Raw genomic sequence first — 25,743 nt, forward strand, 5'->3', positions numbered from 1 at the left:
CTGCCTGATCTTTCTGGGCAGCACCCACGGCTGGCGCCCCGCCGGCCTCCCCTTCGGAATCGGAACCTGATGCCCCACCCCGCTCAACTGCTCGCAGCCGCAGACGCGCTCGTCGCGCCCTTCCTCGACGACGTCAAGGCGCTGTGCCGCGTCGAGACCCACAGCTACGATCAGGCCGCTCTGGACGCCGGGCTCAACCACGTGCTCGACCTCGCCCGTCGGCTGCTCGGCGAGCCCGCGTCGATCGAGCGCATCGACTGCGCGCCGCAGGGTGACTGCGCGGTCGTTACCTACCCCGGCACGAAGCCTGGCACCGCGGTCGTCCTGGCCCACTACGACACCGTCTGGCCGGTCGGCACGCTGGCCGAGTGGGACGTCGTCGACGAGCCAGACCGGCTCAGCCTGCCGGGCGTCTTCGACATGAAGTACGGCCTCGTCCAGGGGCTCTACGCCCTCAAGCTGCTGCGCGAGTCGGGCGAACGGTTCCCGAGCGTCGTGTTCGTGTTCACCTCCGACGAGGAGATCGGCTCCCCGTCGTCGCGTCCGATCATCGAGCGAGTCTGCGCGGACGCCGACGCCACCCTCGTCCTGGAGCCGAGCGGCCCCGGCGGGGCGATGAAGTCGGGCCGCAAGGGCATCGGCATCGTCGAGCTGACCACCGCCGGGGTCGAAGCACACGCCGGCCTCGAACCCACGAAGGGCGCGTCCGCAATCCATGCGATGGCCGAGCTGATCACCCAGTCCGTCGCGCTGGCCTCGCCCGAGCAGGGCACGACCATCAACGTCGGCATGATCGACGGCGGCACCGGCAGCAACGTCGTCGCCGGACGCTGCCGGGCGCTCATGGACGTCCGCGTGCTGACCGCCGACGAGCAGGCGCGGGTGGACGCCGGCCTGCGCGCGCTGCGGGTCTCGGACGACCGGGTCGCCGTCCACGTCGAGCCGAACTGGAACCGGCCGCCGATGACGCTGACCGAGGCGTCCCGACCCCTGCTGGAGCGGGCGCGCGCCGTCGCGTCCGAACTGGGACGCGAGCTCGACGACATCACGGTCGGCGGCGCGAGCGACGCGAACTTCGTCGCCGGGCTGGGCCGGCCTGTGCTGTGCGGGCTCGGCGGCGAGGGGTCCGGGCCGCACGCACGCCACGAGCGCGTCGACCCTCGCCCCTCGGCCTTCCGGCTGGCGTTCGTCGCCGGCATCCTCGCCGGCGACGAACCCCATGGTCAGGAACTGCGGACGCGGTAGGAGGACAGGTCATGCGCCAGGGCGACGGGCCGCCGATAGTCTCGGGCGATGACTCGGCGCCACTCATGCTCCTGCCGGCGTGTCGTGCCCATGTAGGAGTAATGGGAGATGAGCAGTCGTCGGGCCTCGGCCCGGGGGGCGATGTCAAGATCGCCTCGCTGCGCACGGCCCCGACGGTGATCGTCGCGAGCGGTTCCGAGGGCGAGCCCCTCAGCGCGAAGGACGCCGTGCTGCTGCGCGCCTCGCCCCACCTCGTCCTGGACGGGCTCGCGCTGCTCGGCGACGCGCTGGCGCCCCGCGCCGACCTGGTCGTGATGGCGGGCCCTGGCTCTGAGGCGTCCGTCAGCGCCGCCCTGGCCGAGCGCGGCGACCGCCGGCGCTTCACCGTCCGCGTCGCCGAGGACCGCTTCGTCTCCGGCGAGTCGACCGCGGTCGCCGCGGCGCTGGCCGGCAAGGAGCAGATCCCGCAGGACACCGTGCACCACCTCACCGACCGCGGGCTTCGCGGGAAACCGCTGCTGCTGCAGAACGTCGAGACCCTCGCCCACGTAGCGCTCATCGCCCGCTTCGGTGCCGGCTGGTTCCGCGGCCTGGGGACGCCGGACGACCCGGGCACGCGCCTGATCACTCTGGGCCGTCCCGAGGGCCCCGAGAAGGTGCTCGAGGTGCCCGGCGGCGCAACGCTGGGGTTGGTACTGGGCGGCGCCGGCGTCGACCCCACGGCCACGGCCGGGGTGCTGGTCGGCGGCTACCACGGCGCCTGGGTCACCCCCGTCCGCTACGCGCAGCCGCTGGCCGCGACCGCCGGACCGGGCCGGATCGGCGCCGGCGCCGGCGTGCTGATGGTGCTCGACCAGGACCGCTGCCCGCTCGCGGTCACCGCCGCCATCCTCGACTACCTCGCCGCCGAGTCCGCCGGGCAGTGCGGACCCTGCGTCCTCGGCCTGCCCCGGATCGCGCAGGAGATGCACGCGATCGCGGCCGGACGCGGCGACACCGCGCGGCTGAGGCAGCGCCTGGACGCCGTGGTCGGAAGCGGAGCCTGCCACCACCCGGACGGCACCGCCAGGCTGGCCGCCTCCACGCTGGAGACGTTCGGCGCCGAGGTGGCCGCGCACGCCGCGGGCCGCTGCACCGGGGGCGTCCGGTGAGCCGCGGACGGCAGCCCCACGCCGCGCTGCACATCGACTGGACCCGCTGCGAGGGCCGGGGCGTCTGCATCGAACTCCTCGAGGGCGTCCTCGTCGCCGACGAGGACGGCTTCCCCAAGGCCGCCGGGCAGCCCGCCGCCGGACGCACGGACGTTCCGCTCGCCCGCAAGGACGAGGCGTTCGCCCGCGAGGCCGTCGCCGCCTGCCCCCGGTTGGCGCTGCAGCTCCGCTCGGTCTAGGACGGCTCGGTCGCGGACGGGTGCGACAATGGCCGGATGTCGTGTCCCGTCCGCATCCTCTTCCACCAGCCCCGTATCGCCGGGAACACCGGCAACGCGATGCGGTTGTCGGCCCTTACGGGCGCCGAGTTGCACCTCGCGCGTCCGCTGGGCTTCGACCTCGAGGACGCCAAGCTGCGCCGCGCCGGACTCGACTACCGGGACCTCGCGCTGGTCACCGTGCACGACTCCCTCGAGGACGCCTACGCCGCGCTCCTGCCGGCGCGCGTCTTCGCGTTCACCGCGCACGCGTCCGTCCGCTACACCGATATCCGCTACGAGCCCGGAGACGTCCTGCTGTTCGGCCCCGAGCCCACCGGGCTGGACGCGGACGTCCTCGCCGACCCGCGGGTCACCGAGCGCATCGTCCTGCCGATGCTGCCGGACCGCCGCTCGCTCAACCTCGCCAACGCCGCCGCGATCGCCGTGTACGAGGCCTGGCGCCAATGCGGCTTCGCCGGCGCCGTCGACACGTCGGGCGCCTAACGAACCGGCGCGTCCCTCGCCTCGTCCGCGGTCATCACCTGCGGCACCTTCGGCTTCATGAACGCCACGACCAGGAACGAGATCACAGATCCGACGATCAGGTACGCGGCCACCCCGTGCCACGAACCCCCGGACGCGGCGACGATCGCCGCCGCGATCATCGGGGTGAAGCCGCCGTCGATCACCGCCGCGACCTGGTAGCCGAAGCCGGCGCCGGAGTTCTGGTACTGCGCGCCGAAGAGTTCGGTGATCAGTGGCTGCTGCACCGACACGGCGAGGTCGTGGGGGATGTTGACGAGGATCAACGCGAACAGCCACGTCAGCATGACGTCGGCGTTGCCGAGCGCGACGAAGAACGGGATCGCGAACCCCGCCCCGACGACCGCGCCGGTCAGGTAGACCGGCTTGCGCCCGATGCGGTCGGAGACGTAGGCGAACAGCGGGATCGTCACCAGGCTGATCGCGCCCACGGCGATCGCGATGTTGAGGAAGATCTCCCGCGGCCAGCGCAGCGTCGTCGTCGAGTACGACAGCGCGAAGGTCGTCACCGTGTACATGGTGAACATCTCGACCATGCGGATGCCGATGATCTGCAGGAACGCGCCCGGGTGTCGGGTCAGCGCCTCGACGAGCGGGGGGCGCGTCGTCCGCTCCTCCTGCAGCGCGGCCTCGGCGGTCTGGGCATGGTGGATGTCCGCGACGCCGGAGCGCACCCACAGCCCGACCGCGACGAGCACGATGCTGATCAGGAACGGCACCCGCCAGCCCCACTCGCGGAAGCCGTCGCCCGACAGACGGCTCATGACCAGCACCAGCCCGTTGGCGAGGATCAGCCCGACGCCGTAGCCCATCTGGACGCCCGAGGAGAAGAAGGCCTTGCGGTGCTTCGGCGCTTGGGACACCGACATCAGCGCCGCGCCGCCCCACTCGCCCCCGACCGCGAAGCCCTGCACGACGCGCAGCAGCGTCAGCAGGATCGGCGCGAGGATGCCGGCGCCGAGGTGCTCCTGGAACCAGTCGTACGACGGCAGGCAGCCGATCAGCACGGTGGACAGGCCCATCATCACGATCGTGATCACCAGCATCCGCTTGGGCCCCAGCTTGTCGCCGTAGTGGCCGAACACCGCGCCTCCGAGCGGCCGGAACACGAACCCGACGGCCAGCGTCCCGAACGACAGGATCGTCCCGATGGCGGGGTCGGACGTCGGGAAGAACTCGTGGGCGAACACCAGCGCGGCGACCACGCCGTAGAGCAGGAAGTCGTACCACTCCACGACGGCCCCGAGGAAGCTGCCGGCCGCCGCGCGTCGGGCCATCGCCGGGGTGATCACCGGGGCTGTGGAGGGTTGGTTCGTCATCAGGTCAAGGTAACGGCGTCCGACCGGCGGACACCGGCATCCCACAGCTCGATCAACCGCCCTGCCGCACAGTCCTCGGCGAACGCCGTTTCCGCCCGGGAATGTCCGCCCGTCGGCGGGCGTTGAACAAGCATCGACCGTCACATCGGGGGTCGTCAGGAGGTAAACCGTGCTTGATCCCATCGCTCTGTTCAGCTACGAGGACCACGTCGATCAGCGACGCGTCCATGCCCGCACGCTCGTCGTGACCCTGGGCAGCTTCGTCGACGCCGGGCACAGCCAGCAGATGATCAACCAACACCTGATGAACTCGCTGCCCAACCACCTGCTGGGGCATTTCGACGTCGACCAGCTCATCGACTACGCCGACCACCGTCCGTCCATCCTGTTCGACCGCGACCACCTGAGCCGCTACGAGAAGCCGGCCATCGAGTTGCGCCAGGTCACCGACGACGCCGGCACCGACTTCCTGTTGCTGAGCGGCCCCGAGCCGAGCCTGCAGTGGGAGCGGATGGCCGCCACCGTTGAGCACCTCATCGACCAGTTCGACGTCGAGCAGACCGTGTTGTTGCAGGCCATGCCCGCTCCGGCGCCGCACACGCGTCCGGTCGCCATCACCCCATTCGCCAACGACCCCGACCTGCTCCCGGAGCACAACCCGATGCTGGGCGCGTTCCACATGAGCTCGTCGTTCACGTCCATGCTCACCGTCCGCCTCGGGGAGGCCGGCCACCACGTCGTCGGCCTGCTGGCGCACGTGCCGCACTACGTCGCCGAGATGGAGTACCCGCCCGCCTCGCTGGCCCTGCTCAACGAGCTGAGCCGCTACTCGTCGTTGCGTCTGCCCACCACCGGGCTCGAGGTCTCCTCGGCCGCCACGATGAACTCGGTCAACGAGCAGGTCGAGAGCAGCGAAGAGGTGCAGGCGGTCGTCCATCAGCTCGAGGAGCAGTACGACAACTTCATGGAGGGACGCCGCCGCGTCACCGCCGAGGCCGAGGACCTGCCCTCGGGCGACGAGTTGGCTCAGGAGTTCGAGGAGTTCCTCAAGAACGTCGAGCAGCGTCCGGACGAGGGAGAGGGTCCCGCCGAGCCGGACGACGGCGCCGCGAACTGACGACCCCGACCCCGGCCAGCCCCAGCAGCACCATCCCGATGCCCGCCAGCGACAGCGGCGTCAACGGCTGGTGCAGCACCACCACCGACAGCACCGACGCCGTCAGCGGCTCCGCGAGAGCGAGGGTCGCGGCGGTGGCGGCGCTCACCCCGCCCAGGCCCGCCTGATAGAGCAGGTAGGCCACGGCCGTGGCGACGATCCCCAGCCACGCCAGGATCACCGCCGACCTCGGCGAAGCCGCCCACGACAGGTCGGACCACAGCAGCGGGACGACCACGACCGGGAGCCCCACGAGAAAGACCCACGCCGTCGCGGCGAGACCGTCCTGCGTGCGCGACATCACGCCGCGCCCGGCCACCACGTACAGCGCGAAGAACGCGCCCGCGGCCACGCTCAGCAGCACACCGCCGACGTCGCCCCGCACGGACGCCCCGGCGCCCAGCACCAGCAGCGCGCAGCCGGCCAACGCGACCGCTGTCCCGATCGCCCAGGGAACCCCCGGACGCTCACGCTGCACCAGCCAGCCAAGCAGGCCTGCGACGACCGGGGCGGTCGTCAGCATGATCAGCGTCCCGACAGCCACCCCCGTGCGCTGGACGCCGGCGAAGAACGTCAGCTGATAGCCGGCGACGCCCAAGCCCCCCGCCAGCAGCCACCGCCACGGCACGCGACGCGGGATCTCCCGCACGGCCCGCGGTGCCTTGAGCAGCGCCGCCGCCATCAGCACCGTCGTGCCGATCAGCAGCCGCAGGCCGCCGACGGCCACCGAACTCACCGAGGGACCCAGGAGCGCTTGCGACGTCCCGGTCGTCCCCCACAGCATCGCGCCGCCGACGATCAGCAGCGGCGCGGGCGCCCCGCCGCGCGCCGGGTTCACTCCCCTCCGGTCGCGCACGAGTCGAGCGTGGCCGCCATCATCGCGATGTAGGACTCGGCGTCCATGCCGGGCAGCATCGTCCGCTGGGCCACCAACCCCATCCCGGAACCGATCGTGGCGCTCGCCAGCGCGGACACCGCCACGGGCGTCGCGGGCCGGCCCTGCGACTCGAGCCACGCGGCGCAGATCTTCTCCAGGCCGCCGCGCACCGCGGACATCTGTCCCGCCACCAGGTCGCGCAGGTGCGGGTCCGCGGACGAACCCGCCCACAACTGCAGGATCAGCGCCGAATCGAAGCGGTCAGCAACGATGTTCGCCACCAAGGTACGAAGCAGGTCGCCGGGCGATAGCACCGCCCCGTCGCTGGGCACGAGCGCGGACAGCGGCTCGGAGAGGGCCTTGGTCGCGACCGCCAGCACGACGTCGTTCTTCGACGAGAAGTGGTGGTAGATCGAGCCGGCCGATGAGCCGGATTCCTTGATGATCCCCGCGATCGACGTCCCATGCACACCCCGGGTGCGGATCAGGCGCGCCGCGGCGTCCACGATCGCGTCGCGCGCGCCACTTCGTTCCCTGTTCATGCACCCTCCCGTCTGCGCGAGACTATAGTCAGCCCTGACTAGAACGAGCATTTTGCCTTGCCCCGGGAGGGTTTGTGTCTTCGGTCTTCACCCTCGGCCTTGACATCGGTTCGACGACGGTGAAGGCCGTCGTCCTGGACGGAGCCACGACCGTCTTCTCCGATTATCGGCGGCACCACGCCGATGTTCGCGGCGAGGTGCGCCGGCTGCTGACGTCGATCGCGGACGCCCTCGGCCCCATCCGCGTCCGCGCGGCCGTGACCGGCTCCGGGGGCCTGCAGGTGGCCGAGCGCATGGGGGTGCCGTTCGTCCAAGAGGTCGTCGCCGCGACGGAGGCGATCGAAAGGCGCCACCCCGAGGCCGATGTGGTGATCGAACTGGGCGGCGAGGACGCCAAGATCACGTTCCTCAAGCCCGTCCCCGAGCAGCGCATGAACGGCACGTGCGCCGGTGGCACCGGCGCGTTCATCGACCAGATGGCCACGCTCATGCACACGGACGCCTCGGGGCTCGACGAGCTGGCGTCCCGCTACGAGCACCTGTACCCCATCGCCTCGCGCTGCGGCGTGTTCGCCAAGTCCGACCTGCAGCCGCTGCTCAACCAGGGTGCCGCCCACACCGACCTCGCGGCGTCCGTGTTCCAGGCCGTCGCCACCCAGACCATCGCCGGGCTGGCCTGCGGGCACCCGATCCGCGGCAACCTGGTCTTCCTCGGTGGCCCACTGCACTTCCTGCCCCAGCTGCGCGCCGCCTACGAGCGGGCGCTGGGCGACCAGGTCGAGTCGTTCACCACCCCGCCCAACGCCCAGCTCTACGTCGCGCTCGGCGCCGCGATGCTCGCCACCGGCGAAGCCGTCGAGCTCCCCCGGCTCACAGGGGCGCTGGAGCGGACGAGCACCACCGTCTTGCCGCTGGCGTCCGCCGCCATGCGCCCGCTCTTCGCCGACGACGCCGAGCGCCGCGCGTTCGACGAGCGGCACGCGCAGCACACGGTCGCCCAGGGCGACCTGGCGTCCGCGACCGGGGCGTGCTTCCTCGGTATCGACGCCGGCTCGACCACGATCAAGGCGGTCATCCTGAACGCCGACGACGAGATCGTCTTCAGCCACTACGCGAAGAACGAGGGCGACCCCGTCACCGCCGCGGTCGCGATCGTCCGGCGCATCCGCGAAGCGCTGCCCGATGGCGCGCACCTGGGGCGGGCATGCGTCACCGGTTACGGCGAGAAGCTCATCCAGACCGCGTTGCGCGTCGACGACGGCGAGATCGAGACGATGGCGCACTACCGCGCCGCCGAGCACGTGTCGCCGGGCGTGACGTCCGTGATCGACATCGGCGGCCAGGACATGAAGTACCTGCGCATCCGCAACGGCGCCGTCGATTCCATCGCGGTGAACGAGGCGTGCAGCGCCGGCTGCGGATCGTTCCTGCAAACGTTCGCCGAGACCATGGGCACCGACGTCGCCCACTTCGCCCAGGTGGCGCTCGAGGCCGAGCGTCCCGTCGACCTGGGGTCGCGCTGCACCGTGTTCATGAACAGCTCGGTGAAGCAGGCCCAGAAGGAAGGCGCGGGGGTCGGGGACATCTCCGCGGGACTGTCGTACGCCGTCGTCCGCAACGCGCTGTTCAAGGTCATCAAGCTCCGGGACGCCTCCGCGCTCGGCGACCACGTGGTCGTCCAGGGCGGCACGTTCCTCAACGATGCCGTGCTGCGCGCGTTCGAGCTGTTGACCAAGCGCGAGGTGATCCGCCCGAACATCGCGGGGCTGATGGGTGCCTACGGCGCCGCACTCACCGCCCACCGCAACCACCACCCCGGCGAGCGCACCTCGCTGTTGGGGCTGGACGAGCTGGACGGCTTCCGCATCGACACCGAGCGGCGCACCTGCCGGCTGTGCCAGAACCATTGCGGGCTCACGATCTCGCACTTCCCGGACGGCACCCAGCACGTCTCCGGCAACCGCTGCGAGCGGGGGGCGTCCCAGGAGGCAAAGCCGAAGCGCTCCGAGATCCCCAACCTGATGGAGTACAAGTACCGGCGCGTATTCCGTTACCGGCGGCTGACCGACGGGAAGGCCGTCCGCGGCGAGATCGGCATCCCGCGGGCGCTGAACATGTACGAGAACTACCCGCTGTGGTTCACGATCCTGACGTCGCTGGGGTTCAAGGTCGTGCTGTCCGGACGCTCCAGCCACGAGCTGTTCGAGTCGGGGATGGAGTCGATCCCGTCCGAGAACGTCTGCTACCCCGCCAAGCTCGCCCACGGGCACATCGAGTGGCTGCTGAAGAAGGGGATCACGACGATCTTCTACCCCTGCGTCAGCTACGAGCAGCGGGAGTTCGAGGCGTCCGACAACAACTTCAACTGCCCCATCGTCGCGTTCTACCCGCAGGTGATCGACAAGAACATCGACGCGCTGCGCGCACCGGGCGTGCGGTTCCTCGACCCGTTCGTCAACCTCGACCAGCCCGACAAGCTGGCCGAGCGCCTCGTCGAGACCTTCGAGGCCTGGGAGATCGGCCTGCCCGAGATGCGCGAGGCGGTCCGGCTCGGCTACGAGGAGGCGGCCCGGGTCAAGGCCGACGTCCACGCGGAGGGCGAGCGGGCGCTGGCGTACATGCGCGAGCACTCCTGCAAGGGAATCGTGCTGGCGGGGCGTCCCTACCACGCCGACCCGGAGATCAACCACGGCATCCCCGAGCTCATCAACCAGCTCGGCATGGTCGTCCTCACCGAGGACGCGGTGGCCGACGCCCCGCGCCTGGAGCGTCCGCTGCGCGTCCGCGACCAGTGGACCTACCACTCCCGGCTCTACGAGGCGGCCGGACGCGTCCGAGACGAGGACGACCTGCAGCTCGTCCAGCTCAACTCGTTCGGCTGCGGCCTGGACGCCGTGACGTCCGACCAGGTGCAGGAGATTCTGGAAGCCGCCGACGACGTCTACACCTCGCTGAAGATCGACGAAGTCGCGAACCTGGGCGCGGCGACGATCCGGCTGCGGTCGCTGAAGGCGGCCGCCGAGGAGCGGCGGGCGTCCAGCGAGATCGTCACCTACGACGCCCCGCGGCGCGGCTCCGCCGACGACCACCCGGTGTTCACCGCCGACAACCGGCGCCACCACACCGTCTACGTGCCGCAGATGGCGCCGATCCACTTCCGGCTGCTCATGCCGATCTTCAACCGGCTGGGTTATCGCTTCGAGCTGCTCGAGCACGCGTCCACCGAGGACGTCGAGGTGGGCCTCAACTACGTCAACAACGACGTCTGCTACCCGGCGATCATGGTGATCGGGCAGCTGATCAACGCGTTCGTCTCGGGGAAGGCCGATCCCAACAACTCCTCGGTCGCCATCACGCAGACCGGCGGCATGTGCCGGGCCACCAACTACGCAGGCATGCTCCGCAAGGGGCTGCGGGACGCCGGCTTCGGTCAGGTGCCAGTGCTGGCGATGAGCGCCCAGGGCCTGGAGGAGAGCCCCGGCTTCAAGCTGACGCCGGGGCTGCTGCACCGCGGTTTCCAGGCCCTCGTCATCGGCGACCTGCTGCAGAACTGCCTGCTGCGGGTGCGTCCCTACGAGGCCGAGCCGGGCAGCGCGCAGCGGCTCTACGAGCGCTGGGACGGCCTGGTGCGCGAGTTCTTCACCACCGGCGGCTACTCCGCCACGCTGGGACGCCGCATCGGCTACGGCTGGATCGTCGATCACCTCGTCCGCGAGTTCGACGACCTCCCCCTGACGGACGCCCCGCGGCGCCCCCGCGTCGGGCTGGTCGGCGAGATCTTGGTGAAGTTCCAGCCGGACGCCAACAACGACGCGATCAAGGTCGTCGAGGACGAGGGCTGCGAGGCCGTGCTGCCCGGGCTCGTCGAGTTCTTCCTGCAGTCCCTGCAGAGCAGCGGCTGGAAGCTGAAGAACCTCGGGCTGGGCAGCGCCAACGGCGTCCGCGCGCAGAAGGTGGTGCTCTGGCTGATCGAGCAGTACCAGAAGCCCGCCCACCGCGCCCTGGCCAGGGCGAACGGCAAGTTCACCGTGCCGGTGGACATCGCGACGATGGCCCAGCGGGCCGAGTCGATCATCTCGCTCGGGACGACCGCCGGCGAGGGCTGGCTGCTCACCGCCGAGATGATCGAGCTCATCGAGACCGGGACACCGAACATCATCTGCGCCCAGCCGTTCGCCTGCCTGCCGAACCACGTCGTCGGCAAGGGCATGTTCAAGGAACTGCGCCGGCTCTACCCGCAGGCCAACGTCGTCTCGATCGACTACGACCCGGGGGCGTCCGAGGTGAACCAGCTGAACCGCATCAAGCTGATGGTGGCGACCGCGCACAAGAACGCGGCCGCGACGCCCGCGTCGGCCCGGCGCGAGGATGACAAGGAGCTGGCCGGGCTCGGCCGCTGACCCCGTTCCTCGGACGCGGGATCGGCCCGGGGGCTGCCGTCCTGGCTCGGCCCGGACGGGCCGGGCTAGACCTTGAGCGCCTCGGTGCGCAGCTGACGGGCCTCCTCGGCGGTGGCGGTGCGCAGCGGGGCGTCGGCGAGGGCGAGGTCGCGTCCGACGATCGCGACGCGGTCGGTGCCGAGGTCGAGGTAGGCGGCCCAGCGGTCGGGCGCCGCCTCGAAGACGGACGCCTCGCGCGGGGTCCCGTCGAGGATCACCGTCGCCGGCACCCAGTCGCGGCCGCGCAGGTCGCGCGCGTGGTCGTCGGCGAGCCGGTTCAGCGCGTCGCCGGCGAGCTGGGGCTGCTCGTCCAGGGCGAGCATGAGCGCCACCTGCCGGGCCGCCCAGGAGCGGATACGGTCGCTGGGCATCTCCTCGTGTACGAGGACGTGCAGGAACGCCGCCGGCTGCTCGGCGGCCTTGCGGCGTCCGAACAGACCCCGGCGCACCTCGGCCGGCACCAGGCACTCCACGCCGATCGGGTCGATCGACAGCCCCTGCGGACGCCCCGTCCAGCGCGACATCGTCCAATCGGCCTCGAAGGCGGGCAGGTAGATCACGTTTCCTCCAGGTGGCGCGGGCCGGACGCCCCATTCTCCGCCGCCCCCGGACCCCTGGCAAACCTCGACCCGAGGTGGCGGAAATCCACCCGATCAGGCCGAAACCTCGCCGAACCGGCGGTCGTGGGCCAGAATGGGGCATGGCACCGAAGCAGAAGAAGCTCGACAAAGACCTATACGAAGCGGAACTGACGCGGCTCCAGGCCGAGCTGGTCGAGATGCAGGAGTGGGTGAAGGCGAGCGGGGCGCGCATCGTCGTGATCTTCGAGGGACGCGACGCCGCCGGCAAGGGCGGCGCGATCAAGCGCATCAGCGAGTACCTCAACCCGCGCATCGCCCAGATCGTCGCCCTCCCGGCGCCCACCGAGCGGCAGAAGACACAGTGGTATTTCCAGCGCTACATCGAGCACCTCCCGGCGGCCGGCGAGATCCGGCTGTTCGACCGCTCCTGGTACAACCGCGGCGGTGTCGAGAAGGTGATGGGCTACTGCACGCCCGAGGAGCACACCCGCTTCCTGCGGCAGGTGCCGACGTTCGAGCGGATGCTCATCGACGACGGCATCCTGCTGCGCAAGTACTGGTTCTCGGTGTCCGACAAGGAGCAGGAGAAGCGCTTCAGGTCGCGCCTGACCGATCCCATGCGGCGCTGGAAGCTCTCCCCCACCGATCTCGAGTCGCTGACCCGCTGGGAGGACTACAGCCGCGCCAAGGACGAGATGTTCGTGCACACCGACATCCCCGGCAACCGCTGGAACGTCGTCGAGGCCGAGGACAAGAAGCGGGCGCGCATCAACATGATCGCGCACCTGCTCGACTCGATCCCCTACGAGCACGTCGAGCACCCCGGCTTCGAGTTGCCGAAGCGGCCACCGAGCACCGGCTACCAGCGCACCGACCGCTCGCTGCAGAACGAGGTGCCCGACGTGGCGTCCAAGCTCGAGAAGCACTCCGGGCCGCCGCCGAAGAAGTACGTCGACCCCGAGGACGCCGACGACGGCGACGACCAGCACCACGACGTCGAGCCGCCCCACACGACCACGCCGCCCAAGGCAAAGACGTCGGGCAAGGCGAAGTCCCACGGCGACAAGGGCAAGTCCGGCAAGCGCCCGTAGCGGCCGGGCGGACGCGGGGGGCGTCCCTGATCAGGCCCGGGGTGCCGACAGCGTGGTCGGCACCCCGGACCGTCTTTTGAGGCCGGGGGCTGCCCGCGCAGGTCACTCGAGGTGAGCGGCGTTCACTCGAACGGGGACGGGTCTCCCGCGCCGCGGCGGACGATCTCAGGCTCGTCGCCGGAGAGGTCGACGACGGTGGTGGGGCCGTAGCCGCAGTCGCCCGAATCGAGGATCGCATCGACGCTGGCGCCGACCTCATGGTCGACGATGTAGCCCTCCATCAGCGGATCCTCCTCGTCGGGGAGGATCAGGGTGCTCGACATGAGCGGCTCCTCCAGCTCGTCCAGCAACGCCAGCGCCGTGATGTGCGACGGCACCCGGACGCCGACGGTGCGCTTCTTCGGCTGCAGCATGGCGCGCGGCGCCTCGCGGGTGGCGGGCAGGATGAACGTGTACGGCCCGGGGGTGAGCGCCTTGATCGCGCGGAACACGTCGTTGTCCATCTGGACGTACTGGCCCAGCTGCGCGAACTCGCTGCAGACCAGCGTGAAGTGGTGCTTGTCGGTGAGCCTGCGGATGCGGCGGATGCGGTCGAGGCCGTCCTTGTTGCCCATCGTGCAGCCGAGGGCGAACGCGGAGTCCGTCGGGTAGGCCACCAGGCCCCCGTCGCGGAGGATCTGGGCGACCTGGCCGATCGAGCGTCGTTGCGGGTTGGCCGGGTGAACCTCGAAGTAGCGAGCCATTCCGTCAGGATAGACCCGCTCCACCACCCCACCACGTCGTCGGGCTCACCCCTGACGGACGCGGCCCGGCGGACGCCCGCGGCGTCCTTCGAGGTCAGTCGGACCGCCGCCGGGTACCGGAGGGGCCGGTGGCACAATGACGGCCATGCCGTTGAACCTCCCCGAACAGACCCTCCGCCAGCGCAGCAGCATGAAGTGGCGCATGTACGACGCCGACGTCCTCCCGTTGTGGGTGGCCGAAATGGACGTCGCGATGCACCCGGCCGTCCGCGCGGCGATCGACGAGGCGCTGGACGCGAGCGACACCGGCTACCCCGCGGGCAACGAGTACCAGGAGGCCTTCGCCGCCATGGCCGCGGCCCGTTGGGACTGGCACCCCGACCCCGCCACCGAGATCGCGCGGGTCGGCGACGTGATGAACGCGATGCTGTCGATGCTGCAGGGCCTCACCGAGGAGGGCGACCACGTCGTCATCAACCCGCCCATCTACCCGCCGTTCCGCCAGATCGTCACCGGCTACAAGCGCCACCTCACCGAGGTGCCGCTCGTGGACGACCGCCTCGACCTGGACGGCCTGCGCGCCGCCTTCGCCGGCCCCGACAAGCCGACCGCCTACCTGCTGTGTTCCCCGCACAACCCGACCGGCACCGTGCATACCCGCGAGGAGCTCGCCGCCGTCGGTGAGCTGTGCGCCGAGTTCGGCGTCCATTTGCTCGCGGACGAGATCCACAACGTGCTCGTCGACCCCGGCACCGAGTTCGTCCCGCTGCTGTCGGTGCCCGCGTGCTCGCACGCGATGGTGGCGACGTCCGCCGGCAAGGGCTGGAACCTGGCCGGCTTCAAGGGCGGGCTGATCATCCGCGGCACGGACGCCGCCGACAAGCTCGCCGCGCTGCCGCCGCTGGCGCGCCAGTCCGGCGGGCAGTTCGCGAAGATCGCCCACACGGCCGCCATGCGGCACGCCCAGGGCTGGGTGGACGACCTCATGGCCGAGGTGTCTGCCAACAAGGACCTGCTGCAGCGCCTGCTCGCCGAGCAGCTGCCCGCCGTCGTCTACCGCCGCGCCCCCGGCACCTACCTGGCGTGGCTCGACTGCTCGGCCCTCGGCCTGGAGAACCCCTCGCTGCACTTCCGGACGAAGGGCAAGGTCGCGCTGAACAACGGCAGCGACTTCGGCCCCGAGTACGGGCAGTTCGTGCGGATGAACCTCGCCGCCGCACCCGAGCTCATCACCGAGGCCGTGACGCGGATGGCGTCCTCGCTGGAGCGCTGAGGCCAGCCGCTGGCGTTCAGCCGCCGGCGCGGTCGGAGGCGAGCAGCACCGAGGTCGCGTCGGCCTCGGCGGACAGCGTCCGGATGCCGATGATGCTCAGGAAGACGGTGTCGGTGCTGACGCGCGTGCGCACCTCGACGGCCCCGCCGGACACGGTCGCCGTCCCCTGGACGCCGCTGCCCGCCAACACCTGGCGCGCGGCGGCGAGCATCTCGGCGCTGTCGGCTTCGCGTCCGCCGGCCCGGGCGGTGGCGCCGGCGTCCGTCCCTGCGCGGGCGGCCTGGGCCGCCACCTGGTGGGCCTTGCGGGACGCCGCCGACTGGGCGCCTCCGTCCACGACGAGGCCCGCCATCAGGATCAGGGCCGCCACGACCACGGCGACGAACACCGTCAGCGAGTGTCCGCGCTCGTCGCGGTCGTCCCGTCGCTTCCTCATGGCCCTCCCCCGTCGCGTCCGCGGCGTCGGTGGCCGGACGCCGCGGCGTCAGTCTGGCATGGGCGCGGAGGCGTCCGGCGACTTTCTGCAGGCATATGCATGGGGAGAAGTCCCCTCTTAGGCTGGGGGCAGCAAGCATTCCCGATCGAGAGGTTTCGTCATGGTCAAGAAGGTCGCCCTGCTGACCGCGGGCGGGTTCGCCCCGTGCCTGTCCACCGCCGTCGGTGGGCTCATCAGCAAGTACACCGAGCTGTCGCCCGACACCGAGATCATCGCCTACAAGAGCGGTTACCAGGGGTTGCTGACCGGCGACTACTTCGAGGTCACCGACGAGGTCCGCAAGAACGCCGGGCTGCTGGAGCGCTTCGGCGGCTCCCCCATCGGCAACTCGCGCGTCAAGCTCACCAACGCCAAGGATCTCGTCAAGCGCGGCCTCGTCGAGGAGGGCGCCGACCCGCTGCAGGTCGCCGCGGAGCGCCTGGTCACCGACGGCGTCGACGTGCTGCACACCATCGGCGGCGACGACACCAACACCACCGCCGCCGACCTCGCCGCCTACCTGAAGAACAACGACTACGGCCTCACCGTCGTCGGCCTGCCCAAGACGATCGACAACGACGTCGTGCCGATCCGCCAGTCGCTGGGCGCCGACACCGCCGCGGATCAGGGCGCCCTGTTCGCCAAGAACGTGCTCGCCGAGCACAACGCGAACAGCCGCACGCTGATCGTCCACGAGGTGATGGGCCGCAACTGCGGCTGGCTGACCGCCGCGACCGCCCGCAAGTACCACGACTGGGTCAAGGAGACCCAGTGGCTGCCGGAGATCGGCCTCGACCCGAAGGCGTGGGACATCCACGCGGTTTATGTGCCGGAGCGCGAGATCGACCTGGCCGCCGAGGCCGAGCGCCTGCACAAGGTGATGGACGAGGTCAGCTGCGTGAACATGTTCATCTCCGAGGGCGCCGGCGTGGAGTCGATCGTCGCCGAGATGGAGTCCCGCGGTGAGGAGGTCGCCCGGGACGCCTTCGGTCACGTCCGGCTCGACTCGGTGAACCCGGGCCAGTACTTCGGCAAGCAGTTCGCCGAGGCCCTGGACGCCCAGAAGGTTCTGGTGCAGAAGTCCGGCTACTTCGCGCGGTCGGCCGCGTCGAACCAGTTCGACCTGGATCTCATCCACACGATGGCGGACCTTGCCGTGGAGTGCGCGCTGCGCGGTGAATCCGGGGTCATCGGTCACGACGAGGAGCAGGGCGACGAACTGCGGGCCATCGAGTTCGAGCGCATCAAGGGCGGCAAGCCCTTCGATGTGGAGCAGGACTGGTTCAAGGCGCTTCTGAGTGACATCGGGCAGGCCTGACCTGCAAGCAGGCATCCCTTTACAAGTACAACCCGCGGGCTGGCGCCTCGTGCGCTGGCCCGCGCGGTGCCTGGGAGACAGATTCTTGGCCGCACCTCAGCCCTGGCTGAAAAACGGCCTCAGTCTCTCCCGCAATCCAGGATCACCCACGTACACGAACGTGCCTTTGATGCCTCGCGTGAGCAACACCGCGTAGATGTTGACGATATAACGACGCAGATCGTCGTCGGTAAGAACGATCCCCAGCCTGGGGTTGTTCTCTTTGCCCTTCTTGTCGTAGTAATTCGACCGATCGACCACCACGTGGTCAGTGCTGCGATCGAGTCGCAGATCGGGGCCGATGATGACGCCCGCGTAGTTGAGGTCGTACCCCTGGATTGTGTGGATGGAGCCGACCTCATTCACCGAGCCCGGGGCGTTGATCCAGTCTCGTTCCGTGGTGTTCCACCGCAGGTCCCGCCCGTCGAGATGAATGTCGTAAGCGGACGGATTGTTCTTCGAGACCCAAGGCCAAGCGAAACCCGCCACCAGCCGAGCAAGCCCGTGCTCGGCGTCCAGCCGCTTGATCTCGTCGTGCATGGCCCCTGCGTCGTCGAAGAAGCGAAGGTCATAGCCGCCGAACGTCCGCGGCGCCGGCGGCGGTTCGTCGCCCAGGACACGACGCACGTACTCGATGTAGTCAGCGCCGCCTTGGACCCGCATCTGGGAACTCAATTGAAAGTACCGTCCCGAGGCGACAGCGGAGCGCAGGATGGCGTCCACCGTTTGTTTGGAAAGGTCGCCCGGCCGCACCGTTTGTAAGGGGTCGAACAAGAGCACTTGGTGACGGCTGCGAGCCAGGATCCAATCGAGTTGCGTGTGGCTGAGGTCGTCGTCACCGAACAATGCCTCGTTGATCGCACGGAACTTGGCATTCTGCATCCCGGACGACTGGTTTGCCCTGAGGCTGAGCCGGTGGGCCTCGTCCACCACCAGCACATCGAAAGTTTCGGCAGCGTCACCCACATCGAACGGGCTGAGCACCATCGATGAATCCAGGCCAGGCGTCTTCTTGAAAACCCGCTTGATCGAGGCGCGCAGGGATTGCTGGGGGATGACGATGCCGATACGGAGACCTTGCAAGACGTCGGCGTGACCCGCCGTGAAGAATTCGGCGAACATCGAGTCCGCGTCAGGATCTTCGTGCGGATTTTTGTGTTCGATGTCTTTGAGGAGCTTCATGAGGTAGATGGCGACAATCGTCTTCCCTGTTCCGGGGTCACCTCGGACGACGCTGAGCGACCGTGTCTTCCTCTCGATGTCATCGAACAGCCCCTCGACGATGTCGAGAACGGCCACGGCCTGGTCGTGGTTCAGCGCCTTGAACGGCGAGAGCTTGAAGAGGTCGCTGCTCTCGATCTGCGGGATCGTCCGCGTAAAGAGCCCCTTAGCCTTCAGCTCATCGAAAACTGCATCGAACGTGGAGGCATAGAGGACACGCTCATAGTAATCCGCGTTCGTGATGCCCTCATTGCGGTTGAGAACGCGAAGAGTTCCGTCACCGGCGAACCATCGGATGAGGGTCGATTCCAGGTCAAGACAGGCTGATTTGTTGAAACGCTCGTCGAGCACTACGCGAAGGGCCGTCAGCCCTGCTTTCGATTCGGAGACGACGTGGTTCCGCATGCGCGCAGCGAGGTTAAGTGTTTCTCCCACGTAGACGTCACGCGCATTGTTCAGCACGTAGACGACCGGCCAGTTCCCGTACTTTTCGTCGTCGTTGCTCCATTCGGGCTTGACACCGTGACGGAACGAGAGTTCGTCGATCCTAAAGCTCGTCATACTTCGTGCTCCGCCCCCGAGCCTTCTCGACCGGATACTTGCCAACCGTCATTCCAAGCTTGTCCAGGACGATCTGGTCGGGATCGAGTCCCAGTTTGTCGGAAAGCAGGTAGCAGTACGTGAGAACGTCGGCGAGTTCCTCAGCCACGCGGTCTTGTCGCGGGTTGGCGTCCCACTGGAAGCACTCAAGCAGTTCCCCTGCCTCGATGCAGATGCTCTTGGCCAAGTTGTCCGGCGCGTGGAACTGTCCCCAGTCACGCTCACGAACCATCGTTCGCAGCTGTTCCAGCACCTCTTGCTTTGTTTCTTCAGCCACCGACTCAGCCTATATGAGGCCCCGCGGCAGCCGCTTCGCCAACACGACGTTAACGCACCGACGAGAGCATGACGCTCGCTACGTCCCCAGGCCCGAGGAAGAACCGACGGGCTGCCCGCGGGAGGATGCGAGGAGAGGAACTCGATCTCTCGACGAACCGCCCGTGATCAATTGTCCGAATGTTCCGGGCCGCCAATCAATTCCAGGTCGCGCGCACGCTCTCCATGATGGACGCGTCCACCAACCCCACCGCCCGCAGAACGGCGGCAGGTGCGGCGTCCGGGCTGGGGTTGGTGACCACGACCCCGTAGGCCATCCGCACCACCAGGATCAGGTCCGCGACCTCCAGATCGGAGCGCACCAGCCCTGACTCCTGTGCCCGCGCCAGCGGCCCCTCTAACAGCGCGGCGATCGTCCCGGTCCCCTCGAACTCGGGCACCTCCCCCGCGTGCACGACGGCGTCCACGAATGCGGACGACTCCACCACCGACCCCAGCAACTGAGCCATCAAGATGCCCAGCGCGTCCGGCCCCGGGTGCAGCGCGGCCAACCGCGCCAGATCGTCGATGTTCTCGGAGAACACGGCCAGCGCCAGCGCGATCCGGGAAGGGAAGTGCCGGTACAGCACCCCCTGCCCCACCCCGGCCGCCTTCGCGATCGCGCTCAAGGGCACCTCGTAGCCGCGTTCCGCGAACAGGCGGCGCGCGGCTCCGATGAGCGCCTCCCGGTTGGCGGACGCGGCCGCGGGTCCCCGATTGTGGCTGGCCTTCTCGTGCGGCATGCTGGAACCCTAGCAACCGGACACTGCTGTCCGGATAGGAGGGATCATGTCCGCGGACTCCACCTACGACGTCGTCGTCGCCGGCTCCGGCGGCGCGGCCTTCTCGGCGGCCATCGCCGCCAAGGACGCCGGCCTGACGGTGCTGATGCTCGAATCCACCGATCGCTGGGGCGGCAGCACGTCCATGTCGGGCGGCGGCCTGTGGCTGCCCAACAACCCACTCATGCAGCGCGACGGCGCCGGCGACTCCCGCGAGGAGGCGCTGGACTACCTTGAGCGCACCGTCGGCGACGAGGGCGCCGCCACCTCCCGAGCCCGCAAGGAGGCGTTCGTCGACAACATCGCGCCGCTCGTCGAACTGCTGGAACGCCACGGCGTCCGCTTCGCTCGCGGCGCCGACTACCCCGACTACTACCCCGAGTTGCCCGGCGGGAAGATCGGGCGTCCGGTCGAGGTCGTGCCGTTCGACCGCAAACGCATCGGCGACTGGTGGGACAGTTCGCGCGGCCAGGACGGCGTCCCCGCCCCGGCGATGACCGACGACTTCTGGCTGCTGCAGCGGGCGTGGTCCTCTCCGGGCGGCATGATGCGGGGCGCCCAGGTCATGGGCCGCGTCGCTGCCATGCTCGCCCGCGGTCAACGCTTGGTCGGGATGGGCGCCGCGCTCGCCTGCGCGCTGCTCGACGTCGCCCAGAATCTCAACATCGAGCTCCGCCTGAGCTCCCCGGTCGACGAACTCGTCGTCTCCGACGGCCGCGTCACGGGCGTCGTCACGAAGGGCCAGACGATCCACGCCACCCGCGGCGTCGTGCTGGCTTCCGGCGGCTTCGACCACAACGAGCAGATGCGCGAGCGGTACCAGGAGGTCGACGGGTCGGCGTCCCAGGGCAGCAGGGGCAACCTCGGCGGTCCGATCACGCTGGCAGAGTCGATCGGGGCCGCGCTGGCCCTCATGGACGACGCCTGGTGGGGCGGCTCGATCCCGCCGTACTCCCCCGACTCCACGCCGGCCTTCCTCGTCTCCGAGCGGTCGGTGCCGCACTGCATCATCGTGGACGCCGCCGGCGACCGGTTCGCCAATGAGTCCGAGAGCTACGTCGACCTGGGCCACCACATGCGCGAGCACGCGGCGTCCGTGCCGGGCAGATACTGGATGATCAGTGACCTGCGGCACGCGCTGAAGTACATGCGCAGTTACGCCCTCGACCCGCGCGTCACCAAGGCACGCACCGAGGCCGGCATCCGCCACGTCGCCCCGAACCTGGACGCCCTGGCCGCCAAGCTCGGCATGGAGCCCACCCGCCTGCGCGCCACCATCGACCGGTTCAACGGGTTCGCCCGCACCGGCATCGACCAGGACTTCGGCCGCGGCAACTCCGCGTACGACAGGTATTACTCCGACCCGCTCTGCCGCCCTAACCCCACCCTGGGCACGATCGAGAAGGGCCCGTTCACGGCGATCGAGCTCGTCCCCGGCGACCTCGGCACCAAGGGCGGTGTCGTCACCGATGAGCACGCCCGCGCGCTCCGCGAGGACGGCTCGGTCATCGACGGCCTGTACGCCGCCGGCAACTGCTCGGCGTCCGTCATGGGCCGCACCTACCCCGGCCCCGGCTCGACGCTCGGCCCGGCCTGTGTGTTCGGCTTCATCGCCGGACGCCACCTGGCCGAAGGGAACTGACATGGACGTGCGCGGCAAGACCTTCGTCGTCACCGGCGGAGGCAACGGGATCGGACGCGAAGTCGTCCTCGCCCTGCTCAAGCGCGGCGCCCGCGTCGCTGCCGTCGACCTGATGCCGGACGCCCTGGCGGCAACCGCGTCCTTGGCCGGCTCGGGCGCCCGGCTGAGCACCCACGAGGCGAACGTCGCCGACGTGGACCGGGTGAACGCTCTGCCCGCCGAGGTGATCCCGGCGCATGGGTCGGTCGACGGGGTGCTGAACGTGGCGGGGATCATCCAGCCGTTCGTGCCCTTCGCGGAACTCGACCGGGCGACGATCGAACGGGTGATGAACGTGAACTTCTGGGGCGTCGTGAACACCTGCCAGGCGTTCCTGCCCGAGTTGCTGGCGCGACCCGCGGCGTCCCTGGTGAACGTGTCGTCGATGGGCGGCTTCCTCCCCGTGCCCGGACAGACCGTCTACGGAGCGTCCAAGGCCGCGGTGAAGCTGCTGACGGAGGGGCTACGCGCCGAGACGCGCGGCACCGCGGTGGCGGTGACGGTGGTCTTCCCCGGCGCGATCGGCACCAATATCTCCGCCAACAGCGGCGTCGATACTCCCGGGAGCCCGCCGCCGGAGTCCGTCGACGCCAAGAACCGCACGACCTCGCCGCAAGACGCCGCCGAGACCATCATCAAGGGCATGGAGAAGGGCGCCTACCGGGTGATGGTCGGGAGGGACGCCACCTTCCTGGACGCCTTTGTGCGCGCCGCGCCCCAGCGAGCCATGGAGTTCATCGCCAAGCAGATGGCAGGTCTGCTCCAAAGGTGAGGACGCCATCGCTCGGTCAGGACTCCGCGGCCGACACCGCCCCCGGCAGGGTCGCGTCCAAGACGAACCCGCCGCCGTGTGGTGGCCGGGCCGAAGTGGGTCGCGACCTCCTGGCTCGTGTCGTTCATGGCCGCGCCGCACGAGGTGCGCTCTCCCCTCTGGCCCTGTTTGCTCGTCGTTCGTTGAGCCACGCGCCCACGGCGGTGTTTCGGACGAAGAGCTGGTAGGTGGCCAGGAGGATCGCCGTTGTCACGACGATGTTGAGCAAGGCCTTGAGAGCCGGGGGCCACGCGAGACCGGCGATGAGCACCTCGAAGAAAGTGAGGAGGACGAGGTGCAGGAGGTACATCCAGTAGGAGGCGTCCGCCAGGTAGCGGATCCAGGGCCGCTCCGTGGTCAGGTACCGGACGGCTAGGCCGAGCGCGGCGTAGCAGGACAGCCAGCCGAAGAGGGCTATCAACGTCGACCAACCGGGGGGCGGCGCATTCATGTCCACGGGTAGGAGGCCCAGTTCGAGCAGGACCACCAGGACGACCAGAGCGCCGGCGTGCCACCACGCCTGCCGCCCCAGCCGGACGAGCGACCCCTCGTCATGGGTCAGCAGCCATCCGACCCCGAACGCCCCGACGTAGGCGATGAGCGCGACGGGGTCGGGAAGGATCGTGGAGGGCGCGACGATCCCTGAGGGGTCGGCCTGGATGTTCGTCGTGACGGCGTAGGGAATGGCGGCGACAAGGACGCCACCGGGGATGGTGAGCACGCGGGCCAGGCCCTTCGCCACTCGATCGCTCGCGGCCGGAAAGAAGCGAACAGCCACGGCTCGCAGGACGAGGACGGTCACGATGACCTGGGTCAGGACCCACAAGAACCAGAGATGCCCCAGGTCGATGCCTCCCAGCAGGCCGCCGTGACCGGCGACATCGGGCCGGATCAGCTCGGTCCCCGTCCGGGAGGCGTGCCACGCCGCGAGGAGCCCCAGCGGCATCACGGCGAACGGCCAGAACACCACCACGGGCAGAGTGATGCGCTTGAGCCGGTCGACGAGGTAGGCACCCGTCCCCCGCCGGTCCCTCATGATGCGACCGAAATACCCCGCCATGAGCATGAAGAGACTCATCCGGAAGAAGTGGATGGCCGAGATCAGGACGATGGGCCAGTCCGCACGCCGCGTGTCCTCGACGAGCCACGGCATCCCCGCGGCGATCGGCATCAGGCTGTGAAGGATGATGCACAGCAGGAGCGCTCCGCCTCGCACGGCGTCGAGACCGTGGATCCGCCGCGGACGGACCGCGACGGCAGGGGTTGTTGTCCACGGGGGAGGTCATCGCGTCGGTTCCCATCGGAAGAGAAGGCGACCGACCAGCGCCGACACGACGAGGAGCCCGGCGAGCAGGAGGAGTGGGCGAGCGGACGTCGCACCGCCGTCCCACAGCGGCTGGACGAGTTCGACGAACCACCGCACCGGCGAGTACGCGAACACCCGGCGCACTCCCTCGGGGAGCACGGCGATGGGGGTCCAGGCCCCCGACGTCAGCATCAGCAGGATCATGAGGACGTTCCCGATGCCGGTCGCCGCCCCCACCGAGGGGTACAGGCCCGCCAATGCGAACCCGAGCGCCAGGAACACCACGAGGCCGAACGCGCACGCGAGGAGGACGCCCAACACGGTGCTCGGCAGCGCCACCTGAAAGACAACCACGCCGACCAACAGCGCCGCCACCATGCCGACCATGCCGACGAGGAAGTTCACGGTGAGCGTGGCCGCGACGAACGTCGAGCGACGCAGCGGCGTCAGCTCCAGTCGCCTCAGGGCACCCGTGTCGCGCAGCGTCAGGAGACTGACGGGGACCTGAAGGACACCGGTCATCGCGAGCACCAGGGACGCGAAGCCCGGAAGGCCGGAGTCGAGCATGCCCCGCCCGCCGAATTCGGGCCGCGGCTCGTTCCCGAAGATCAGGCCCAGGATGAGCACGAGGGCCGGCGCGAACGCGAACGCGAAGAACAGCCCGACGGGCTCACGGCGTTGGGATCGCCAGAGCGCCGTGACGAGGGCTCGATACGCCTTCATCAGTGAGTCCCTTCTGAGTGGATGCCGCGCCCGGTCAGGGCCAGGAAGACGTCCTCCAACCCGGGAGAGGTGGTGGAGACGTCCGTGACGGTGATGTTGTCGTCCGCGAGGCGGGACAAGACTGCAGGCACAACACCGGCGGAACCCCGGATGACGAGGTCACGCCCTTCGAGCTGCACGTGGCCCACCCCGGGGATATCGGCCAGCGAGAGGTCGTCGGTGGGTACGGCGGAGAGCACGAAGCGAGCCGTCCCGACCGGGGCGTACTGAGCGACGAGAGCGGGCACCGTGTCGAGGGCGACGATCCTGCCGTGGTCGATGATCGCCACGCGGTCACAGAGTCGCTCGGCTTCCTCCATGTAATGCGTCGTGAGGACGACGGTCGCCCCCTGGTCGCGGACCTGTTCGACGGTGCCCCACATGTCGCGGCGCGACTGTGGATCCAGGGCGGTGGTGAGTTCGTCGAGGAAGGCGAGCTCGGGCCTGTGGAGTAACGCGAGGGCAACGAAGACCCGCTGCCGCTCGCCACCGGAGAGGCGATCCACCCGATCCTTAGCCTTGCCCTCGATTCCGAGAGTGGAGAGGAGCGGGCGCCACGGCTGGGGCTGCGGGTAGAGGGCGGAGTACAGCTCCAACGACTCTCCCACGGTCAGCCGCGGCGGCAGGGCCGCGCTCTGCAGCTGGACCCCGACACGCGTGGCAAGTTCCGCTCGATGACGCACCGGATCGAGACCCAGCACCTCGACGCGTCCGGAGGTCGGGGAGTCCAGTCCTTCGAGGCAGTTGAGGAGGGTCGTCTTCCCCGCGCCGTTGGGGCCGACGATGCCGAAGATCTCACCCCGTCGCACCGCCAGACTCACCCCGTCCAGAGCGACCGTCGTGTCGAACGAGCGACGGACGTCCTCGCACACCACCACGGCGGTCACCGGGCCCCCCCGGAGGTGCGGGTCGCCATCTCGGGGTCCCCGCCGGGCACGGCCTGGCCGCCCGGTCGGTCGAGCGCCTGTCTCTTCATCCCACTCCGTTCGTCGCGTGCATTGGTAGCCTTTGTGCCACAAGTATAACTTGTGGCACAAGTAGCGCGACAGTGGTCTGGGATACCTCACCCGTCCCTGTCAGGAGCCCCGAGAACGGCAGTCCACCCCCACGCGTCCACCGGCCTCGGGCGCGTCGGGCCGTGAACGAGTTCGGGCGGACACGCCACGCGCGTGTCCGCCCTTCCGCGTGGGCTGAGTCAGCCGCAGCGACGCAG

Annotated in this window: 23 protein-coding genes; 11 read left to right on the forward strand and 12 right to left on the reverse strand. The window is 69.5% G+C overall.

Annotated features, from left to right (window positions below):
- Positions 1-69: 69 nt before the first annotated feature.
- The 4 genes from BN1187_RS08360 (at position 70) to BN1187_RS08375 (ending at position 3,160) form a co-directional block, all read left to right on the forward strand.
- Positions 70-1,245 carry a M20 family metallopeptidase gene (locus BN1187_RS08360; RefSeq protein ID WP_040160802.1) on the forward strand — a complete coding sequence of 392 codons (1,176 nt, stop codon included), beginning with the start codon at positions 70-72 and terminating at the stop codon, positions 1,243-1,245.
- A gap of 101 nt (positions 1,246-1,346) precedes the next feature.
- Positions 1,347-2,396: an NADH-ubiquinone oxidoreductase-F iron-sulfur binding region domain-containing protein gene (locus BN1187_RS08365; protein WP_052462520.1), complete on the forward strand. Its 1,050-nt coding sequence runs from the start codon at positions 1,347-1,349 to the stop codon at positions 2,394-2,396.
- Positions 2,393-2,635, forward strand: a complete 243-nt coding sequence (locus BN1187_RS08370) for a ferredoxin (RefSeq protein ID WP_040160804.1) — start codon at positions 2,393-2,395, stop codon at positions 2,633-2,635. The genes BN1187_RS08365 and BN1187_RS08370 overlap by 4 nt, the downstream gene beginning before the upstream one ends.
- A gap of 36 nt (positions 2,636-2,671) precedes the next feature.
- Positions 2,672-3,160, forward strand: coding sequence for a tRNA (cytidine(34)-2'-O)-methyltransferase (locus tag BN1187_RS08375; protein WP_040160806.1), 489 nt, complete (start codon positions 2,672-2,674; stop codon positions 3,158-3,160).
- Here the strand turns inward: BN1187_RS08375 and shiA are convergent.
- A complete protein-coding gene (shiA, locus tag BN1187_RS08380) occupies positions 3,157-4,518 on the reverse strand; it encodes a shikimate transporter (RefSeq protein ID WP_052462521.1) in 1,362 nt (453 codons plus the stop codon). The two genes, BN1187_RS08375 and shiA, sit on opposite strands and share 4 nt — an antisense overlap.
- Positions 4,519-4,687: 169 nt before the next feature.
- Between shiA and BN1187_RS08385 the strand changes: the two genes are divergently transcribed.
- A complete protein-coding gene (locus tag BN1187_RS08385; protein ID WP_040160808.1) occupies positions 4,688-5,635 on the forward strand; it encodes a proteasome assembly chaperone family protein in 948 nt (315 codons plus the stop codon).
- Here BN1187_RS08385 and BN1187_RS08390 read toward each other — a convergent pair.
- A complete protein-coding gene (locus BN1187_RS08390; RefSeq protein WP_147675100.1) occupies positions 5,565-6,530 on the reverse strand; it encodes a DMT family transporter in 966 nt (321 codons plus the stop codon). The two genes, BN1187_RS08385 and BN1187_RS08390, sit on opposite strands and share 71 nt — an antisense overlap.
- A complete protein-coding gene (locus BN1187_RS08395; RefSeq protein WP_072042024.1) occupies positions 6,509-7,093 on the reverse strand; it encodes a TetR/AcrR family transcriptional regulator in 585 nt (194 codons plus the stop codon). The genes BN1187_RS08390 and BN1187_RS08395 overlap by 22 nt, the downstream gene beginning before the upstream one ends.
- A gap of 74 nt (positions 7,094-7,167) precedes the next feature.
- On the opposite strand from BN1187_RS08395, the gene BN1187_RS08400 reads away from it, so the two are divergent.
- A complete protein-coding gene (locus BN1187_RS08400) occupies positions 7,168-11,493 on the forward strand; it encodes an acyl-CoA dehydratase activase-related protein (protein ID WP_052462523.1) in 4,326 nt (1,441 codons plus the stop codon).
- 65 nt (positions 11,494-11,558) lie between these two features.
- Here the strand turns inward: BN1187_RS08400 and BN1187_RS08405 are convergent, their stop codons facing one another.
- A complete protein-coding gene (locus tag BN1187_RS08405) occupies positions 11,559-12,092 on the reverse strand; it encodes a hypothetical protein (protein ID WP_040160814.1) in 534 nt (177 codons plus the stop codon).
- A 140-nt stretch (positions 12,093-12,232) separates the two neighbouring features.
- On the opposite strand from BN1187_RS08405, the gene ppk2 reads away from it, so the two are divergent.
- Positions 12,233-13,204 carry a polyphosphate kinase 2 gene (gene ppk2 / locus BN1187_RS08410; RefSeq protein WP_082034609.1) on the forward strand — a complete coding sequence of 324 codons (972 nt, stop codon included), beginning with the start codon at positions 12,233-12,235 and terminating at the stop codon, positions 13,202-13,204.
- A gap of 122 nt (positions 13,205-13,326) precedes the next feature.
- On the opposite strand, the gene BN1187_RS08415 is transcribed toward ppk2, so the two are convergent.
- On the reverse strand, positions 13,327-13,947 hold the full coding sequence (locus BN1187_RS08415; protein WP_040160816.1) for an L-threonylcarbamoyladenylate synthase: 621 nt from the start codon (positions 13,945-13,947) through the stop codon (positions 13,327-13,329).
- A gap of 145 nt (positions 13,948-14,092) precedes the next feature.
- Here BN1187_RS08415 and BN1187_RS08420 point away from each other — a divergent pair, with 145 nt between their 5' ends.
- Positions 14,093-15,220, forward strand: coding sequence for a MalY/PatB family protein (locus BN1187_RS08420; protein WP_052462524.1), 1,128 nt, complete (start codon positions 14,093-14,095; stop codon positions 15,218-15,220).
- 16 nt (positions 15,221-15,236) lie between these two features.
- Here BN1187_RS08420 and BN1187_RS08425 read toward each other — a convergent pair whose 3' ends face one another.
- The gene (locus BN1187_RS08425; protein WP_040160821.1) at positions 15,237-15,656 is read right to left on the reverse strand and encodes a hypothetical protein; all 420 of its coding nucleotides are present in this window, start codon (positions 15,654-15,656) and stop codon (positions 15,237-15,239) included.
- Positions 15,657-15,816: 160 nt separating this feature from the next.
- Here BN1187_RS08425 and BN1187_RS08430 point away from each other — a divergent pair, with 160 nt between their 5' ends.
- Positions 15,817-17,013 (forward strand): pyrophosphate--fructose-6-phosphate 1-phosphotransferase, encoded by a 1,197-nt coding sequence (locus tag BN1187_RS08430; protein WP_040160823.1) that lies wholly within the window; start codon positions 15,817-15,819, stop codon positions 17,011-17,013.
- Between the two features lie 96 nt (positions 17,014-17,109).
- Here the strand turns inward: BN1187_RS08430 and BN1187_RS08435 are convergent, their stop codons facing one another.
- From BN1187_RS08435 to BN1187_RS08445, 3 genes are all read right to left on the reverse strand, one after another.
- Complete coding sequence (locus BN1187_RS08435) at positions 17,110-18,834, reverse strand: DUF2075 domain-containing protein (RefSeq protein WP_040160825.1); 1,725 nt, start codon at positions 18,832-18,834, stop codon at positions 17,110-17,112.
- Complete coding sequence (locus BN1187_RS08440) at positions 18,821-19,150, reverse strand: nucleotide pyrophosphohydrolase (protein WP_040160827.1); 330 nt, start codon at positions 19,148-19,150, stop codon at positions 18,821-18,823. Before BN1187_RS08440 ends, BN1187_RS08435 begins: the two co-directional genes overlap by 14 nt.
- Positions 19,151-19,346: 196 nt before the next feature.
- Positions 19,347-19,931, reverse strand: coding sequence for a TetR/AcrR family transcriptional regulator (locus BN1187_RS08445; protein ID WP_040160829.1), 585 nt, complete (start codon positions 19,929-19,931; stop codon positions 19,347-19,349).
- 46 nt (positions 19,932-19,977) lie between these two features.
- Here BN1187_RS08445 and BN1187_RS08450 point away from each other — a divergent pair, with 46 nt between their 5' ends.
- Together BN1187_RS08450 and BN1187_RS08455 are read left to right on the forward strand one after the other, a co-directional pair.
- Positions 19,978-21,612 carry an FAD-dependent oxidoreductase gene (locus BN1187_RS08450; RefSeq protein WP_040160832.1) on the forward strand — a complete coding sequence of 545 codons (1,635 nt, stop codon included), beginning with the start codon at positions 19,978-19,980 and terminating at the stop codon, positions 21,610-21,612.
- Between the two features lies 1 nt (position 21,613).
- On the forward strand, positions 21,614-22,423 hold the full coding sequence (locus BN1187_RS08455; RefSeq protein ID WP_040160834.1) for an SDR family NAD(P)-dependent oxidoreductase: 810 nt from the start codon (positions 21,614-21,616) through the stop codon (positions 22,421-22,423).
- A 124-nt stretch (positions 22,424-22,547) separates the two neighbouring features.
- On the opposite strand, the gene BN1187_RS08460 is transcribed toward BN1187_RS08455, so the two are convergent.
- From BN1187_RS08460 to BN1187_RS08470, 3 genes are read right to left on the reverse strand one after another with little or no spacing between them, the layout of a single operon-like run.
- Positions 22,548-23,696, reverse strand: coding sequence for an acyltransferase family protein (locus BN1187_RS08460; RefSeq protein ID WP_072042025.1), 1,149 nt, complete (start codon positions 23,694-23,696; stop codon positions 22,548-22,550).
- 48 nt (positions 23,697-23,744) lie between these two features.
- Positions 23,745-24,491, reverse strand: a complete 747-nt coding sequence (locus BN1187_RS08465; RefSeq protein ID WP_040160836.1) for an ABC transporter permease — start codon at positions 24,489-24,491, stop codon at positions 23,745-23,747.
- Entirely contained in the window at positions 24,491-25,417 is a 927-nt protein-coding gene (locus BN1187_RS08470) for an ABC transporter ATP-binding protein (RefSeq protein ID WP_040160838.1), read from the reverse strand. The genes BN1187_RS08465 and BN1187_RS08470 overlap by 1 nt, the downstream gene beginning before the upstream one ends.
- Positions 25,418-25,743 lie beyond the last annotated feature (326 nt).

The organism is Nigerium massiliense (assembly GCF_000826085.1).
GTDB classification, from domain to species: Bacteria; Actinomycetota; Actinomycetes; order Propionibacteriales; family Propionibacteriaceae; genus Propioniciclava; species Propioniciclava massiliense.